Source organism: Parasedimentitalea huanghaiensis (assembly GCF_009753675.1).
Taxonomy (GTDB): domain Bacteria; phylum Pseudomonadota; class Alphaproteobacteria; order Rhodobacterales; family Rhodobacteraceae; genus Parasedimentitalea; species Parasedimentitalea huanghaiensis.
Window position 1 is genome coordinate 28,510 of record NZ_WQLV01000017.1, and the last position, 15,564, is coordinate 44,073.

Annotated in this window: 14 protein-coding genes and 1 pseudogene; 13 read left to right on the plus strand and 2 right to left on the minus strand. The window is 54.5% G+C overall.

Translation table 11 applies throughout. From position 1 onward, the window contains the following. Positions 1-102 precede the first annotated feature (102 nt). From rplQ to GO984_RS24025, 3 genes and pseudogenes are all read left to right on the plus strand, one after another. Positions 103-525, plus strand: coding sequence for a 50S ribosomal protein L17 (rplQ, locus tag GO984_RS20225; RefSeq protein WP_138163961.1), 423 nt, complete (start codon positions 103-105; stop codon positions 523-525). A 154-nt stretch (positions 526-679) separates the two neighbouring features. Continuing rightward, positions 680-3,082 (plus strand): CHASE3 domain-containing protein, encoded by a 2,403-nt coding sequence (locus GO984_RS20230; protein WP_342448115.1) that lies wholly within the window; start codon positions 680-682, stop codon positions 3,080-3,082. A 126-nt stretch (positions 3,083-3,208) separates the two neighbouring features. Further along, positions 3,209-3,364 (plus strand): annotated as a pseudogene (locus GO984_RS24025) (50S ribosomal protein L17); the annotation flags it as partial. A 138-nt stretch (positions 3,365-3,502) separates the two neighbouring features. Here the strand turns inward: GO984_RS24025 and GO984_RS20240 are convergent. Both GO984_RS20240 and GO984_RS20245 read right to left on the minus strand, forming a co-directional pair. Further along, entirely contained in the window at positions 3,503-3,898 is a 396-nt protein-coding gene (locus GO984_RS20240; protein WP_157024383.1) for an Imm8 family immunity protein, read from the minus strand. A gap of 144 nt (positions 3,899-4,042) precedes the next feature. Continuing rightward, positions 4,043-4,759 (minus strand): porin family protein, encoded by a 717-nt coding sequence (locus tag GO984_RS20245; RefSeq protein WP_342448116.1) that lies wholly within the window; start codon positions 4,757-4,759, stop codon positions 4,043-4,045. Between the two features lie 369 nt (positions 4,760-5,128). Here GO984_RS20245 and GO984_RS20250 point away from each other — a divergent pair, with 369 nt between their 5' ends. The 10 genes from GO984_RS20250 (at position 5,129) to GO984_RS20295 (ending at position 15,502) form a co-directional block, all read left to right on the plus strand. Further along, positions 5,129-6,514 (plus strand): trypsin-like peptidase domain-containing protein, encoded by a 1,386-nt coding sequence (locus tag GO984_RS20250; RefSeq protein WP_157024384.1) that lies wholly within the window; start codon positions 5,129-5,131, stop codon positions 6,512-6,514. 2 nt (positions 6,515-6,516) lie between these two features. Then, positions 6,517-7,830: a replication-associated recombination protein A gene (locus GO984_RS20255; RefSeq protein WP_157024385.1), complete on the plus strand. Its 1,314-nt coding sequence runs from the start codon at positions 6,517-6,519 to the stop codon at positions 7,828-7,830. 119 nt (positions 7,831-7,949) lie between these two features. Then, positions 7,950-8,330, plus strand: a complete 381-nt coding sequence (crcB, locus tag GO984_RS20260) for a fluoride efflux transporter CrcB (RefSeq protein ID WP_157024386.1) — start codon at positions 7,950-7,952, stop codon at positions 8,328-8,330. Then, the gene (locus GO984_RS20265; protein WP_157024387.1) at positions 8,327-9,370 is read left to right on the plus strand and encodes an RluA family pseudouridine synthase; all 1,044 of its coding nucleotides are present in this window, start codon (positions 8,327-8,329) and stop codon (positions 9,368-9,370) included. The genes crcB and GO984_RS20265 overlap by 4 nt, the downstream gene beginning before the upstream one ends. Further along, positions 9,367-10,035: an HAD-IA family hydrolase gene (locus GO984_RS20270; RefSeq protein WP_157024388.1), complete on the plus strand. Its 669-nt coding sequence runs from the start codon at positions 9,367-9,369 to the stop codon at positions 10,033-10,035. The genes GO984_RS20265 and GO984_RS20270 overlap by 4 nt, the downstream gene beginning before the upstream one ends. A 3-nt stretch (positions 10,036-10,038) precedes the next feature. Beyond that, positions 10,039-10,743: an ATP12 family chaperone protein gene (locus GO984_RS20275; RefSeq protein ID WP_157024389.1), complete on the plus strand. Its 705-nt coding sequence runs from the start codon at positions 10,039-10,041 to the stop codon at positions 10,741-10,743. A gap of 233 nt (positions 10,744-10,976) precedes the next feature. Then, positions 10,977-11,993: an amino acid ABC transporter substrate-binding protein gene (locus GO984_RS20280; protein WP_157024390.1), complete on the plus strand. Its 1,017-nt coding sequence runs from the start codon at positions 10,977-10,979 to the stop codon at positions 11,991-11,993. A 127-nt stretch (positions 11,994-12,120) separates the two neighbouring features. Next, positions 12,121-13,389 carry an amino acid ABC transporter permease gene (locus GO984_RS20285; protein ID WP_157024391.1) on the plus strand — a complete coding sequence of 423 codons (1,269 nt, stop codon included), beginning with the start codon at positions 12,121-12,123 and terminating at the stop codon, positions 13,387-13,389. Position 13,390: 1 nt separating this feature from the next. After that, on the plus strand, positions 13,391-14,698 hold the full coding sequence (locus GO984_RS20290; protein WP_157024392.1) for an amino acid ABC transporter permease: 1,308 nt from the start codon (positions 13,391-13,393) through the stop codon (positions 14,696-14,698). A 12-nt stretch (positions 14,699-14,710) separates the two neighbouring features. Continuing rightward, on the plus strand, positions 14,711-15,502 hold the full coding sequence (locus tag GO984_RS20295; protein ID WP_138163972.1) for an amino acid ABC transporter ATP-binding protein: 792 nt from the start codon (positions 14,711-14,713) through the stop codon (positions 15,500-15,502). Positions 15,503-15,564: the final 62 nt, after the last annotated feature.

Here is a 15,564-nt window from a genome sequence, read left to right on the forward strand (position 1 = left end):
ATGCCCACAATGGTGGGGACGACTGGGCAATATTGCCCCAAGGAGAGGGACTGACCCGCATCGGTCTCCAGACAAAGCAAAACCTGAAGAAGGAATTCGAAAATGCGTCATAAACGTGGTTATCGCCGCCTGAATCGTACACATGAGCACCGTAAAGCTCTGTTCTCGAACATGGCTGGCTCGCTCATCGAGCACGAGCAGATCAAAACAACTCTGCCAAAAGCAAAAGAATTGCGTCCAATCATCGAAAAGATGATCACGCTGGCAAAACGTGGCGACCTGCACGCCCGTCGTCAGGCCGCATCCAAGTTGAAAGAAGACCAGTACGTCAGCAAATTGTTCGACATCCTGGGTCCACGCTACAAGGACCGTCAGGGCGGATACGTCCGCGTTCTGAAAGCTGGTTTCCGGTATGGCGACATGGCACCGATGGCGATTATCGAATTTGTTGACCGCGACCGCGACGCCAAAGGCGCAGCCGACAAGGCGCGTGTTGCAGCTGCAGAAGTTGCTGCCGAAGAATAATAATTTCAGTCTGATCTGAGATTGCCAAGCCCTCGTTCCAGCCGGACCGGGGGCTTTGTCGTGCTGTGATCTATCTTGTTTTTATGGCCAATTAGGAATGGGTAATCAGATTATGTTCTGCTTCTTGCATCAGCAGTAAGAGTAGGACGATGAAGTGAGCGACAATTCAAAATTCCCTCTGAAACGCTTCAGGTTTACCGACTTGAAGACCAAACAGAAAATCATTGCGGTGACCTTGGTTCCGTTGGCGCTGTTTATGGCCATTGGCGTGTTCATCATGACGAATCTCACTCAAATGGAAGTAAAGTCGGGATGGGTGGAACACACGCAAAAGGTATTGGGGCAGTCAAATGCGATTGTTGCATCGGCTGTTGATATGGAAACGGGTTTGCGTGGGTACTTGCTTGCCGGACGAGAAGAGTTTTTGGAGCCCTACAACGCGGGGCAGGACAGCGCCTATCAGGCGCTGGCGGAACTGGCAGTGACTGTCAGCGACAACCCGCCCCAGGTCGATCGCCTGAATGAAGCGGCAGATGTTCTGAAAGAGTGGCAGGTCAACGTGGCCGATCCCATGATCGCGCTGCGCCGCGCAATTGGTGATGCGCCATCCATGAATGATATGGCCATCGAGATCAGAAAGGCCAAGGGTAAAACCTATTTCGATGAGTTCCGGCGGGTGATTGCTGCGTTCATGGGGGCTGAAAACGACCTGCTGGCTGAAAGACAAGCGGTCTCGGCCGAAGTAATGAGTACAGAGTTTGTTGCGGCAAGTGATGTTAAGGAGGCCGTGAGCCAAGTCGAGGAAGCGTCTCTCATTCTTCACCAGGCCCAGGATCTCTTGGCATCAGCCATTGACATGGAAACTGGTGCCCGTGGATTCTATCTGGCTGGGGACGAGGCGTTCCTGGAACCCTACAACGTCGGTCAAGAGGCGTTCAAAAATATTCTGACCGAACTAAAGAGCGCTGTTGAGGGATACCCTGATCAATTGGCACGGCTCGATGAAATCGAAACCATAATTGATACATGGCGTGCAGAAGTAGTCGTGCCGGACATCGCCTTGCGGAACCAAATTGGCGATGCAAAAACCATGGATGACATGGCCGATCTTGTCGGCGAAGGGAATGGAAAAAAGTACTTTGATGGCTTTCGTGCAATCATGGCTGCGTTCCATGCGGAAGAACAGGCCCTGATGACGACCCGACAGGCTGAAAACAATCAGACCTCCTCTTCAACTCGCACCATGATCCCGATCGCCATTGCGGCGGCGATTGCACTCAGTACGGTTGTTTCGTTGTTGATTGGCTCCAAAATAGGTCGGGCCATCAAGATCCTGACGAATTCGATGCGTGACCTTGCTGATGGTGACAATAGCGTCAGAGTGCAGGGCCAGCGCCGTGGTGACGAAATTGGCCAGATGGCTCGCGCTTTGGAAGTATTTCGTGAATCGCGCATCGCCCTAGAAGAGGCCGAGCGAAAAGCAGAAGACAAGCAGACAGAGCAGAATGCCGTTGTGCACACCCTGAGTGAACGCCTGTCCAGACTGGCTGAAGGCGAGCTGGATATCCAGATACAGGAACGCTTCCCGGAAGATTACGAGTGTCTGCGTCAGGACTTTAACGGTTCGGTTTCAACGCTGCAGGCCATTGTGGAACGTGTGGGTGATACAACGGGTAGCATCAGAAATGGCGCTGAAGAGATCAGCCAGGCGTCGGATGATTTGTCACATCGCACCGAAAGCCAGGCCGCCACGCTTGAGCAAACGGCTGCTGCCCTGGACGAACTGACGGCTTCGGTCAAGTCATCCGCCGACGGAGCCCGCAGCGTCGAAGCCACCATGAACAAGGCCGGTGACGAGGCCAGAGACAGTGGCAAAGTGGTTCAGAACGCGGTGTCGGCAATGACCGAAATCGAAGAGTCTTCGCGCCATATCAGTCAGATCATCTCGGTGATAGATGATATTGCCTTCCAAACGAACCTGTTGGCCCTGAACGCCGGGGTCGAAGCCGCCCGCGCAGGAGAGGCCGGTCGTGGATTCGCCGTGGTCGCCTCTGAGGTGCGGGCATTGGCGCAACGTTCCTCCGATGCAGCGATGGAGATCAAGACCCTGATCGGTGACAGTACGGAACAAGTTGAACGAGGTGTGGATCTGGTGGGTCGAGCCGGTACAGCCCTGCAAAGTATCGTTGAACAGGTCGGTGAGATTACCAAACAGGTGGCCGGCATTGCCGAAGGTGCGAGCGAGCAGTCGATTGGCTTGAACGAAATCAACAGCGGTATGATCCAGTTAGATGAGGTAACCCAGAAAAACGCAGCCATGGTTGAAGAATCTACAGCTGCCAGCCATTTGCTTAAGGCCGACACCAGCAAATTGACTGAACTTATGTCTCATTTCGGATTGTCCCACAGAGCGACATCATTTGGTGGCACACCGGAGTTGGCGCCGACCGCGCATGGATCCGGTGGCGATCTAGACGATTGGTCTGATGAGGCCTCGTCGTCAGCGCCTATGGCGGCCACTGGTACCGACCCTCAGGCTCAGTGGCAGGACTTTTAGGTTCATAACAATGCTCTCCCGGGGTGATGGAATTCGTCGCTCTGGGGGGTAGTCGGGTTGTCGAACCAAGAACTGTTCAGTTGGCACAGAGGCAAGCGTGTTCTGCAAGTTCTACGCCAACGCTTTTACGGCCGCCAATGTGGTGGGTTCGCGTCTTGAAGGCTGGTGTCCGTTATGGCGATAAGGCTGCAAATGGCGATCATCGAATTCGTTGACCGCGATGCCAAAGGCGCAGCCGACAAGGCGCGTGTTGCAGCTGTAGAAGTTGCTGCCGAAGAATAAGCCGCCGGATCTTAGATCCTGTGCGTCGAGAGCCCTCGTTCCATCCGGAGCGGGGGCTTTTTGTTTGGCTGGCTGTCATGTGTTTCGTTGAGGGCAGCATAGCATGTTTTGTTTCGACGCCATAAAGGCGACTAATTGCTACTTTTCGGTTGGGTCATAGTCATCAAATTCCCATGCAAGGTGCCTAGAAAGTCGCATAGCTGCTTTTGACCAGTCACCTTGCCCATGTACACTGACCAGATCCTCAATGGCCTTTCGAATAATGTCTTCATCATACTCATGCACGAACAGGTGGTGAGTGCCAAATGAGGCCTTGTAAAAGGTCGCGTGCGTTGGGTCCTGCTTTCCACGGGTAACTATATTTTGCGCAAACCATGACGGTGTACAAACTATGGCCGAAAACCGGCTCCATTCCTCGCTTGAGGCCGGTCCAATTTCAGCCTCTAGAAAGCCGTCAAAGTACCGAACATCTTCGGGGAAGAAATAGGTCATGTGCGTGTCAAACACATGTAGTTTTTTAAGCACAGCATTCATGGGTTTGTTGCGATTTGATGTTCTGGAAAATGCGCCAGTCACATGGCTTTTCTCTACTAAATTAGATGCTCTGAGTTTTGGTTGTCGTTGAGTGTTCGTCGCTATTAATTGTTAGGAAACACAGTTGCTTTGGGCTTTGGAAGCTTAGAAACGGTAGGTCATCCCCGCAATAGGGCCGGACTGCTTAAAGCTATAGCTGTTTGTACCACTATCGTTACTGACGCTGATGTGCCGAAATCCAAACCGCCCAACCCATTTGTTACTAAAGGCATAGTCTGCGGTCAAAAGTACCTGCCAGGTCTCGCGATCTTCCCAGCCGCCGACATCGGCAACAACTGTCCCAGACCATTTATCATTTAGGCTGAATCTAGAACGCAGACCAATCACCGGATCGGTCCAGTCATCCGACGTGGTGCGGCTGTTGGTGGGCAGAGTGCCTGCCTGTAGCGTCATGGTGGTATTCGTGTCGTACCAGCGCGCACCAGCCAACAAGTCTGTGCTGACTGTTTCAGTTTCGTGGATCCGGTATGACAAATACCCAGTCAGGATCCGCGTTTTGATAGATGTGTTCAGCCCACTATAGGAAGGACCCGGCGTTGCGGTGTTAAACCCGATATCGGTCATCATGTAATCGAGCGAAACGCCCCATTGACCGTTTTCGGCGGTGAATGTCCCCATAAAAGTGGCGTCCAGATTTTCCAAAGCGTCTGAAAAGCTGAGTGTTGCACTCCGATCACCGATGCTTGTTTCGGTCTCCGCTGCATATAGGTACAGTGCGGCTGAATAACTCCAGTCCTGAGCATGTGCTGGTGCGCTAGCAACAAATGCCGCCGCGACCAATGGATTGACTATCTGCTTCACTGCAAACCCCCTACCAACTAGGCTTATGGTCGCGCGGAGTGGGGGTGGTTTCAAGTTATATCTTAAGGTGAAGAGTCTTGGGTGGTATACTGACTGCTGACAACGGTACTCTCCTATCTGGCGCAAAGTCTGTTTTGTTGGATGGCTTGTAAGGCACCCGATGGGCGCTGCCTCCGGCGGGGATATTTAGGGCTAGATGAAGCCATTGACGGATCAACTTTTGGGATTTCTTTTTGCAAAAAACTACTCCGGGGTGAATTGGCCTTTGGCCAAGAGGGGCAGCGCCCTTGTCTTTCTTTTGATCGGGCTGCGCTTGCATTTGGCCGGTGCCCCCCGCATATCCTAGGGACACGCTAACTTGGAGCCAAAATGATCCGCGCAACCCTTATTGCCCTCGTTGTAGCCGCCGCAACGCCGTTGACCGCTGAGACACGGGTCCCGGTATCTCAGGCCGAAATCAGTCTTGGCTTTGCGCCTTTGGTGAAAGAAGCTGCGCCAGCAGTTGTGAACATCTATACCAAGACCGTCACTCAGGAACGTCAGCGCACCCCGTTTTCCAACGACCCGTTTTTCGATGAATTTTTCCGGGGGCTTTCCCAGCCACAACAGCGGGTGCAGAACTCGCTGGGGTCAGGCGTGATCCTTTCAGATGATGGTATAGTGGTGTCAAACTATCATGTGGTGGGCATGGCGACTGAAATCCGTGTGGTGACTACAGATCGGCGCGAGTATAATGCCCGCGTCATCCTGTCGGACAAGGCCAGCGATCTGGCGATCCTTCAGTTGGATGGGGCTGAAGACCTTCCTTTCCTGGATCTGCGCAACAGTGATCAGGTTGAGGTGGGGGAACTGGCACTGGCCATCGGTAATCCCTTTGGTGTCGGGCAAACCGTCAGCAGTGGCATCATTTCCGGTCTGGCCCGTACCGGCACCGCTACGGGTGAAGGGTTTGGCTATTACCTGCAAACCGACGCGGCGATCAATCCAGGCAACTCTGGCGGCGCCTTGATTGACGTCAATGGCGATCTGATCGGCATCAATACCCGAATTCTGAGCCGGTCCGGTGGGTCCAATGGTATTGGGTTTGCCATTCCAGCCAATTTGGTTGGCGAAATTGTCCATCAGGCCCGGAGCGGAACAGAAGAGTTCCAGCGACCCTGGGCAGGCATGTCGGGGCAGCCCGTAGATGCCGATCTTGCGGCGTCGATGGGGATGGCCTTACCCGAAGGTATGGTGATTTCGGATCTGCATTCCGCCAGTCCGTTTGTAGAAGCCGGGTTCAAAGTTGGCGATGTTATTTCCATGGTGGATGGCCAGGTGGTCAATTCGCCTTCAGAAATGGCCTTTCGCATGTCGGTTGCCGGTATGGGGAGTACGGCTCAGGTCACCCGCCTGCGGGGCACTGAAAAGGACGTCCTCGACGTTCAGATGATGGCAGCTCCCAATAGGCCTCCCGCCGCACCAGTCCAGTTGGGCGAGAATACCCCGCTCCCGGGTTTGACGGTGGCGAGAATCAATCCTGAGGTCATTTTCCGCATGGGGCTGGCTCTCAATGCAGAAGGCATCGTCATCACTGACCCTGGCCAGCACGGTGCACGCGCGGGGCTGCGTCCCGGTGATGTCTTGCTGGCAATCAACGGCAATGAGGTGGCTGAGACAACCGAAGTCCCACAGTTTTTAAGTGAGTCCGGTCGACGGTTGAACCTGAACCTGCAACGCGGCGGTCAACGGTTGAACCTGCGGTTCCGGCTATAACTATGGCAGATCTCTTCGACAGCGGCGCTGCGCAACCTGATCGACCTGAACCCAAGCGGCCCTTGGCCGATCGGCTGCGGCCCAAAAACCTAGCGCAGGTCATTGGGCAGGAGCAGGTCTTGGGGGCAGAGGCGCCGCTGGGGGTCATGTTGGCCTCTGGTTCACTGTCGTCTTTGATATTCTGGGGTCCCCCGGGCGTGGGCAAGACCACCATTGCGCGTTTGCTGGCGGACGAGACAGATCTGCATTTTGTTCAGATCAGCGCGATTTTCAGCGGTGTTGCTGATCTGAAGAAAGTGTTCGAGGCGGCAAAAATCCGGCGGCAAAACGGGCGCGGAACCCTGTTGTTTGTCGATGAGGTGCACAGGTTCAACAAGGCTCAGCAAGATGGGTTTCTGCCCCATATGGAAGATGGCACCATCCTGCTTGTTGGGGCCACCACCGAGAACCCCAGCTTTGAGCTCAACGCCGCGCTGCTCAGCCGGTCGCAAGTTCTGGTGTTGGAACGTCTGTCTTTGGTGGATCTGGAGCTGATGACCCAGCGGGCCGAACAGGAATTGGGTCGCGCATTGCCACTGGATGCAGATGCGCGTGATGCGTTGCAGGAAATGGCAGATGGGGATGGCCGATCGTTATTGAACCTGATTGAACAGGTCTCCGCGTGGAAGGTGGACAAGCCGCTGAATCGGGATGCACTGGCAACTCGGTTGATGCGGCGGGCGGCGAAATATGACAAATCGGGTGATGAACATTACAACCTGATTTCCGCTCTGCATAAATCAGTGCGCGGGTCTGATCCGGATGCGGCGCTGTATTGGTATGCCCGGATGTTGGAGGGGGGCGAAGATCCTCGCTATCTGGCGCGACGGCTGACCCGGATGGCCGTTGAAGACATTGCGCTAGCTGACCCGCAGGCGCAGGCTGTTTGCCTGCAGGCCTGGGAAACCTATGAACGCCTGGGCAGCCCCGAGGGCGAGCTGGCTCTGGCGCAGGCTGTTATTTATCTGGCTTTGGCACCCAAAACCAACGCGGGCTACATGGCGTATAACGCAGCCCGCAGGTTGGCAAAGCAGACAGGCAGCGCCCCGCCCCCTAAACACATCCTGAATGCGCCAACCGGGTTGATGAAGGAACAAGGGTATGGTGAAGGCTACGACTATGATCATAACGCCGAGGATGGGTTCTCGGGGCAGAACTATTTTCCCGACGGTGTCAAACATCCGGTTCTGTATCAGCCAGTCGAACGTGGGTTCGAACGTGAGCTGAAGCGGCGAGTGGAGTTTTTTGCAAAACTGCGCACACAGCGCAACAGCTAGCGATGCGCTGCGTGCGAGCACACACCCTACGTCAGTTGCTGTTGGATCTGTTAAGCCCTGCGTTTGGTGCAAAGCTGGCAAAACTTGACATCTTGGTCTTCACACGCGAGAGACCGCCAATGTTTTATACAGTGTTACATGTGGCCCTTGGGGGTGCAATTGGAGCGGCGTGCCGTTATATGGCCGGTCTGGGGATGATCCGGCTGCTGGGCCATCATCCGTTTCCGGTTGCGGTGTTGACGGTGAATGTTGTCGGCTCGTTCCTGATGGGAGCCTTTGTGGTCTTTGCTGCATATCGCGGCCTGACCCATTTCAGCCCGTTTGTGATGACCGGGCTGTTGGGTGGGTTTACGACGTTTTCGGCGTTTTCGCTGGAAACCGTCACCCTGATGGAGCGTGGCGCGTTTGGCTATGCTGCACTGTATGTATCGATGTCAGTGATTTTGTCGGTGACGGGATTGTTTCTTGGCCTGATGGCCGCAAAAGGGGTGCTGGCATGAGTGGCGTTCAAAAAATTATCGTTTCGGACGAGGACACTGACCAGCGGTTAGACAGATGGCTGCGTCGACTGTTTCCACATGTCAGCCAGGGTCGGATTGAAAAGATGTGTCGCAAGGGCGATTTGCGCGTCGACAGCGGCCGGGTGAAGCCTTCGACACGGGTTGTTGCTGGGCAGACCGTTCGGGTGCCACCACTGCCGGCTAGTGATCATCGCCCCAACGAAACCCAGCGCCGGATCTCGGATGCGGATATCAAGATGATCCAGTCCTGTGTGATCTACCGCGACGACCATGTGATTGCGCTGAACAAGCCACATGGGTTGGCCGTGCAAGGGGGCAGCGGCCAAAGCCGCCACGTTGATGGATTGGCCGAAGCACTCAAGTTTGGTTATGAAGAAAAACCCCGTCTTGTGCATCGCTTGGACAAAGATACATCGGGCGTTTTGCTGCTCGCACGTGATCGGCTCTCAGCCAAAGCACTGACAGCGGCGTTTCGCCATCGCGAGACACAGAAGATTTACTGGTCAGTGGTTGCTGGGGTTCCGCACCCCAAGCTTGGGATGATTAAAACCGGGCTGGTCAAGGCGCATGGGCACGGTCCAGGCGGCGAAGGTGAGAAGATGTACAACATCCACCCGCGCGATATCGAAGACACGCCGGGCGCCAAGAAGGCAATCACCGATTATGTTGTGCTCGAGGCCGCAGGTAAGCGGGCTGCATGGATGGCGTTGAGCCCTGTCACCGGGCGCACCCACCAGCTGCGGGCCCATATGGGTGAACTGGGTCATCCGATTGTTGGTGATGGCAAGTACGGTGGATCTGGCCAAGAGAACCTCGGCGATGGCTGGGGGTCGCAACTGGGTGACGAAATTTCCAAAAAGCTGCACCTGCACGCGCGTAGCATCAAAATCGAACATCCCTCGAACAGGTCAGTTCTGCATATTACTGCGCCACTGCCGCAACACATGCAGGACACCTGGGACTATTTTCAGTGGGATCCAAAGGATGTGCCGGAAGATCCGTTTGAGGAGCTGGAATGAGTACAGACCTGCGCCTGGTTTTATTCGATATGGATGGAACTCTGGTGGACAGCCAGGGCGCTATCACCGGCGCCATGGCAGAGGCCTTTGCCGAAGTTGGGCATGTTGCCCCGACGCGCGACGCGGTCCTTTCCATCATTGGGCTATCGTTGGATCTGGCGATGGCGGAGCTGGCGCCTGGCGCTGATGGACCTACCCTGGATGCCTTGGTGGAGGGGTATAAGTCCTCGTACATGAAGGCGCGTAAGGCTGGCGGTCAGGCGCATTCACCATTGTATCCGGGCACTCTGGAGATGCTGGCAGCGTTGGACGCCGTGCCGGAGTACCTGTTGGGGGTGGCCACTGGAAAGTCTCAACGTGGGTTGGATGCGGTGGTCGCTGCACATGAGTTGACCAGCTTTGTGACCCGGCAGTCTGCTGACCACCACCCGTCGAAACCGCATCCTTCTATGGTTTTGACGGCCATGGCGGAAACAGGGGTCGCGCCGGAGCACACCGTGATGATTGGCGACACCAGTTATGACATCGACATGGGCCGTACCGCCGGGGTTCATACCATTGCTGTTGACTGGGGGTATCACCCTGCTGACCAGCTGAATGCCGATTACACTATCAACAGCTTTGCCGAACTGGCACCGCTTTTACATAGACTTTGGAAGGCCTGAACCATGAGTGCATGGAAGCAAAAGCGATTCTGGGAACAGGTTCAGGTGATCGAAACCGCAGAGGGTTTCACTGTGGAGCTGGATGGTCGCGCTGTTAAAACGCCTGCCAAAGCAGGTCTGTTTCTGCCGTCTCGTACTATGGCTGAAGCCATCGCAGTGGAATGGGAGGCCCAGGAAGAAGCGGTAAATCCGAATACGATGCCCTGTACCCGGTCAGCCAATGCAGCCATCGACAAAGTGCGAATCCAGCACGCGGAAGTGGCCGATATGTTGGCCGATTATGGTGATTCCGACCTGCTGTGTTATCGGGCAGAGACGCCCCGGGAGCTGGTCTCACGTCAAAATGATCTTTGGGATCCTGCACTGGATTGGGCCGAATCGGCCCTAGGTGTGCGGCTGCTTAAACGGCAGGGGTTGCTTCATAAACGGCAGGAGGCCGAGGCATTACAAACTCTCCGTGCAAAAGTTCATGCGCTTTCCGCGTTTCAATTGGCCGCCTTTCACGATTTGGTCAGCATGTCCGGATCGCTGATTCTGGGATTTGCTGCGGCTGAAAACTGGCGCAGTGTAGGTGAGATTTGGACGCTATCGCGGTTGGATGAACTGTGGCAGGAAGAGCAATGGGGGCCGGACGATGAGGCCCAAGCTGAGGCTGAAATAAAGCGGCAGGCCTTTTTACATGCCAAAAGATTTTACGATTTTTGTTGACCTGAAGGGCTTTTTCAGTCGTGAGCGCAATTTTCATTAAATGACTGCGATTGGAACGCAAGTTCGTAATCCGACCATCGAAAATCATGATCCTGCACTTGACGTTTGTTGATGAATAAGCCCAAAGTTAGCAACGAATTGGGGAAATACCCTAGTTCACACTCATTTTCGACATTGCTGGTGTCGGGAAATAAACCGCCATCTAAGGCGGGAATATCAGGAAGAGGTAAAAAATGAAAAAGACTGTACTTTTAGGTGCGCTGACTGTAGCCGGCCTGGCTGCTGGCGCAGCCGCCGCTGGCACACTTGACGACGTCAAGGCTCGCGGCACACTGAACTGCGGCGTCACCACCGGTCTGGTTGGTTTTGCTGCTCCAGACGCCAATGGCGAATGGGCTGGCTTTGATGTTTCCATCTGCCGTGCCGTTGCTGCTGCGGTTCTGGGTGACTCCAAGGCTGTTGAGTTTGTTCCAACCACTGGTAAGACACGCTTCACCGCGCTGGCTTCTGGCGAAATCGACATGCTGGCCCGTAACACCACATGGACCTTCTCGCGCGATGTCGACCTGAAGTTCGAATTCACTGGCGTAAACTACTATGACGGCCAGGGCTTCATGGTTCCAAAGGATTTGGGTGTTTCCTCGGCCAAGGAACTGGACGGCGCAACCGTTTGTATCCAGACTGGTACCACAACCGAGCTGAACCTGGCCGACTTCTTCCGCGCCAACAACATCAGCTACGAGCCGGTTCCAATCGAAACCAACGCTGAAGCACAGCAGCAGTACCTTGCCGGTGCTTGCGACGTGTACACAACCGACGCTTCGGGTCTGGCTGCAACACGCGCCACATTTGACGATCCGGCTGGCCACGTTCTGCTGCCAGAAATCATCTCCAAGGAGCCTCTCGGCCCGCTGGTTCGCCATGGCGACCACGAGTGGGGCGACGTTGTTCGCTGGACACTGAATGCTCTGGTTTCGGCTGAAGAGCTGGGTGTGACATCGGCAAACATCGCTGAAGTGTCTGCTGGCTCCAACAACCCTGAAATCAACCGTCTGCTGGGCTCCGAAGGCACACTGGGCGAAATGATGGGTCTGGACGCTGACTGGGCTAAAAGCGCAATCATGGCTGGTGGTAACTACGGTGAGATCTTCTCCTCGAACATCGGTGAAGAAACTCCTGTTGGTCTGGCACGTGGCCTGAACGCACAGTGGACAAACGGCGGCCTGCTGTACTCGCCTCCGTTCCGCTAAGAACCGCAAGGTTAAGGGCGCAGGTAACCCCTGCGCCCTTTTCCTATCTGCAATACGAACTCGATCAACAGGAGTGGGGGGAAACCTCACCCGGATAAGATCGAGGGAGTCACGGGGATCATAAAACATGACAACTCTCTCGGACCCACCGCAGGAGTCGTTTCGGCTGTCCCAGCTGATCTACGACACGCGGTACAGGTCGATGACCATCCAGATCATTGCTCTGATCGGATTTCTCCTTCTACTGGGCTGGCTTTTCGGTAATACCGCACAAAACCTGGCTGACCTTGGTAAAGAGCCAAGCTTTCGATTCCTAAGTGAACCGGCTGGCTACGACATCAACCAGCGCCTGCTGGAATATAATTCACAAGATACCCACCTGCGTGCTGCCTTTGTTGGCTTGCTGAATACGCTGGTGGTGGCCCTGCTTGGCTGTATTACTGCGACCATTCTGGGTGTGGCGATCGGTGTTCTGCGCCTGTCCAGCAACTGGGTCGTTTCAAAACTGATGATGATCTACGTGGAAACCTTCCGCAACGTGCCTGTGTTGCTATGGATCGTTTTTGTTATGGCAATCATGATCGAAACCATGCCTGCACCACGCGCGTTCAAAGGGGAAAACCCGGCGTCAGAAATGATGCTCAACGATAGCGTGGCTGTGACCAACCGTGGTGTCTATGTCCCCGAACCTCTGTTTACGAACACATTGGGCGATGTACACCTGTTTGGTGCCGCCAGCATGCGGTTTGATGTCAGCCTGGATTTGCTGGCCTTGATGCTTGTGTTGGGTGCAAGCCTGTGGGGGGCTTCGTGGTTCCGCAAGCGGGCGGACAAGATTCAGGAATTGACTGGGGATCGTCCAAAGACCTGGCATGTGCGCCTTGGTTTGATTGTCGTTCCGACAGCTGTCCTGCTGTATGTTTTGGGCTTTCACTTGGGATACCCCGAGCTGAAGGGCTTTAACTTTAAAGGTGGCACACACTTCCGGAACTCGTTGATCGCACTTTGGTTGGCATTGTCCCTGTACACAGCAGCTTTCATCGCTGAAATCGTACGGGCCGGTATCATGGCCATCGATCACGGTCAGAGTGAGGCCGCAGCGGCGCTGGGACTACGTCCAAACCGGACTATGAAACTGGTGATCCTGCCACAAGCGCTACGCGTGATCGTCCCTCCGATGATTTCGAACTATCTGAACCTGACCAAAAACAGCTCTCTGGCGATTGCGGTGGGGTATATGGATCTTACGGGAACCTTGATGGGTATTACATTGAACCAGACCGGCCGCGAGCTGGAGACGGTTCTGTTGACGATGTTGATTTACCTGGCCATCAGTCTGAGCATTTCAGCGGTGATGAACATGTACAACAATCGCGTCAAAATGGTGGAGCGGTAATATGAGCGATATTTCATTTGTTCGCACAGAAATGCTGCCGGAACAGGATCCGCCAGCCTCTGAAGTTGGAGCCCTGGGCTGGGCAAAGCACAACCTGTTTTCAGGCGCCATGAACTCAGCCCTGACAGTGTTTTCCATTTTGGCTATCTACTATGTTCTGGCAGCACTGCTGCCTTGGGCCTGGTCGCCAACCTGGAATGCAACCTCGCTGGCCGGCTGTCGTGAAATCCTGCATGATCTCGGTCGTGAAGGCCATTTCTCCGGCGCGTGCTGGGGGGTAATCAATGACCGTTGGGTTCAGCTGTTCATGGGGTTCTACCCGCCTGAACATTACTGGCGGCCTATCGCAGCCTTCATTCTGCTGGGCGTGGCGCTTTCTCCGGTGCTGTTTTCCGATCAAGTGCCAGCCAAGTTGATCTGGTTCACTGGCTTGTATCCGTTCCTGATGCCTTGGTTGCTATGGGGCGGATCTATCTGGGTTCCCCTGATGGTTCTGGCTGGATTTGTCATTGCTTACGCAGCGTATCGGTTCATCTTAGACAAGATGAGCGAGCTGATTGCGCTGATTGCGGCGGTTATTGTTGCTGTTGTTTGGTGGCTGTTCCTGATGGGGCCGATTGCCGAATTTGTCTTCAATATCATTCCGATTGGTATGGAAGCAGTTGGCAGTCGTAAGTTTGGTGGCATGATGCTGTCATTGACTATCGGCGTTGTTGCGATTGGCTTTTCGCTGCCGATTGGTGTGGTACTGGCGCTGGGTCGTCAGTCCGATCTTCTGATCGTCAAGGCACTATGTGTTGGATTCATTGAATTCATTCGGGGTGTTCCGCTGATCACGCTGCTGTTTGTTGCGTCGACCTTGCTGAACATCTTTATGCCTCCGGGAACCAACTTTGACATCATTATGCGGGTCATCATCATGGCCACCCTGTTTGCCTCCGCCTATATGGCCGAAGTGATCCGGGGTGGTTTGGCCGCGCTTCCCACTGGACAATATGAGGGTGCAGACAGCCTGGGCCTTAATTATTGGCAGGCTCAGCGGCTGATCATCATGCCGCAGGCGCTGAAAATCTCTATTCCGGGGATTGTAAGTACCTTTATCGGGCTGTTCAAAGACACCACGCTGGTGTCGGTGATTGGCCTGTTGGATCCTCTGGGACTGTCCAACGGTATTCGCGCAAATGCAGAGTGGAACGGTGTCGTGTGGGAAATCTACGGGTTTATCGCGCTGATGTTCTTTGTCTTCTGTTTTTCCATGTCTCGTTATTCCATGTATCTGGAGCGTAAGCTTCAGACTGGCCATCGTTAAGGAGTTCAACACATGTCTGAACTTGCTACTTCTCGCACTATCGATCGTTCCAAGATGGAGGTCTCTGATGAGATCGCGATCGATATCAATGCCATGAACAAGTGGTACGGGTCGTTTCACGTGCTGCGTGACATCAACCTGACCGTCAACCAAGGCGAACGGATTGTGATCGCCGGGCCTTCGGGCTCGGGGAAATCAACCCTGATCCGCTGCCTGAACGCGCTGGAAGAACACCAGCAGGGCAAGATCACTGTGGATGGGACCGTTCTGTCGAACGATCTGAAAAACATCGACAAGATCCGCCGTGAAGTGGGGATGGTGTTTCAGCACTTTAACCTGTTCCCGCATCTGACGATCCTGGAAAACCTGACTTTGGCTCCGATCTGGGTGCGTAAGACACCTAAGAAAGAAGCTGAAGAAACGGCGATGCACTTCCTTGAGAAGGTGAAGATCCCCGAACAGGCTGGTAAGTACCCCGGTCAGTTGTCTGGTGGTCAGCAGCAGCGTGTTGCGATTGCCCGCTCGCTGTGCATGAAGCCGCGGATCATGTTGTTTGATGAACCAACTTCTGCGCTGGACCCTGAGATGATCAAAGAGGTGCTCGACACCATGATCGAACTCGCAGAAGAAGGCATGACCATGCTCTGCGTGACCCACGAGATGGGCTTTGCCCGTCAGGTGGCGAACCGCGTTATCTTTATGGATGCGGGTCAGATTGTGGAGCAGAACGAACCAGAAGAGTTCTTCAACAACCCACAAAGCGAACGCACCAAGCTGTTCCTGAGCCAGATTCTAGGTCACTAAACCAAATCTGTTTCTAATAAATCGGCCCCCGGAAAACCGGGGGCCTTTTTCGTTGTGTTGGG

Coding starts and splice junctions, on each gene's coding strand:
- GO984_RS20255 (WP_157024385.1), top strand. CDS start 6,517: ATGGCAGATCTCTTCGACAGCGGCGCTGCGCAACCTGATCGACCTGAA.
- GO984_RS20265 (WP_157024387.1), top strand. CDS start 8,327: ATGAGTGGCGTTCAAAAAATTATCGTTTCGGACGAGGACACTGACCAG.
- GO984_RS20250 (WP_157024384.1), top strand. CDS start 5,129: ATGATCCGCGCAACCCTTATTGCCCTCGTTGTAGCCGCCGCAACGCCG.
- GO984_RS20275 (WP_157024389.1), top strand. CDS start 10,039: ATGAGTGCATGGAAGCAAAAGCGATTCTGGGAACAGGTTCAGGTGATC.
- GO984_RS20285 (WP_157024391.1), top strand. CDS start 12,121: ATGACAACTCTCTCGGACCCACCGCAGGAGTCGTTTCGGCTGTCCCAG.
- GO984_RS20270 (WP_157024388.1), top strand. CDS start 9,367: ATGAGTACAGACCTGCGCCTGGTTTTATTCGATATGGATGGAACTCTG.
- rplQ (WP_138163961.1), top strand. CDS start 103: ATGCGTCATAAACGTGGTTATCGCCGCCTGAATCGTACACATGAGCAC.
- crcB (WP_157024386.1), top strand. CDS start 7,950: ATGTTTTATACAGTGTTACATGTGGCCCTTGGGGGTGCAATTGGAGCG.
- GO984_RS20295 (WP_138163972.1), top strand. CDS start 14,711: ATGTCTGAACTTGCTACTTCTCGCACTATCGATCGTTCCAAGATGGAG.
- GO984_RS20280 (WP_157024390.1), top strand. CDS start 10,977: ATGAAAAAGACTGTACTTTTAGGTGCGCTGACTGTAGCCGGCCTGGCT.
- GO984_RS20290 (WP_157024392.1), top strand. CDS start 13,391: ATGAGCGATATTTCATTTGTTCGCACAGAAATGCTGCCGGAACAGGAT.
- GO984_RS20240 (WP_157024383.1), bottom strand. CDS start 3,898: ATGAATGCTGTGCTTAAAAAACTACATGTGTTTGACACGCACATGACC.